The following is a 427-nucleotide window of genomic DNA, read 5'->3' as shown; positions in this document are numbered from 1 at the left end:
AAAAGGTGAAGACACTTTCTGCCGCTGCCAAACCACGTTGTAGGGATTGCATCACGCCGGTCATGCGTTTGATGGGGTCAAACATCATGATCATGCTGGACAAAAACGACATAAAATCGCCTGCGCTGAAGCCGGAAAGTCCGGCTTGGCGCGCTGCTGCATAAATAATCGCAGCCAATGCAACCGAAGCCATCAATTGCGTAATGCCGGTACCGGCAGAGCTGGCGGAAACCTGTTTGAGCAGGTTGCGGCGCACATCGTCGGCAATACGGTTGAAGCGACGGTTTTCATAATCTTGGCCACCGTAGATTTTTACAACGCGTTCACCGTTGATGCTTTCGCCCAAAACCTGCATCAGCTGGCCAAGATAAATTTGGTTGTTGGCGGACAGTTTGCGCAGGCGTTTGCTGACTGTTTGGATACATAC

The 427-nt window shown here is 51.3% G+C and carries 1 protein-coding gene; it reads right to left on the bottom strand.

What is annotated here, in order from left to right:
* A partial coding sequence (locus tag ACTHS3_RS17075; RefSeq protein WP_440368649.1) for an ABC transporter transmembrane domain-containing protein occupies nucleotides 1-427 on the bottom strand: 427 nt, incomplete at both ends.

Source organism: Neisseria sp. P0009.S007, from assembly GCF_051962515.1.
Note: the sequence above shows the minus strand (reverse complement) of the source record. Positions and strands in the feature narration are given on the sequence as shown.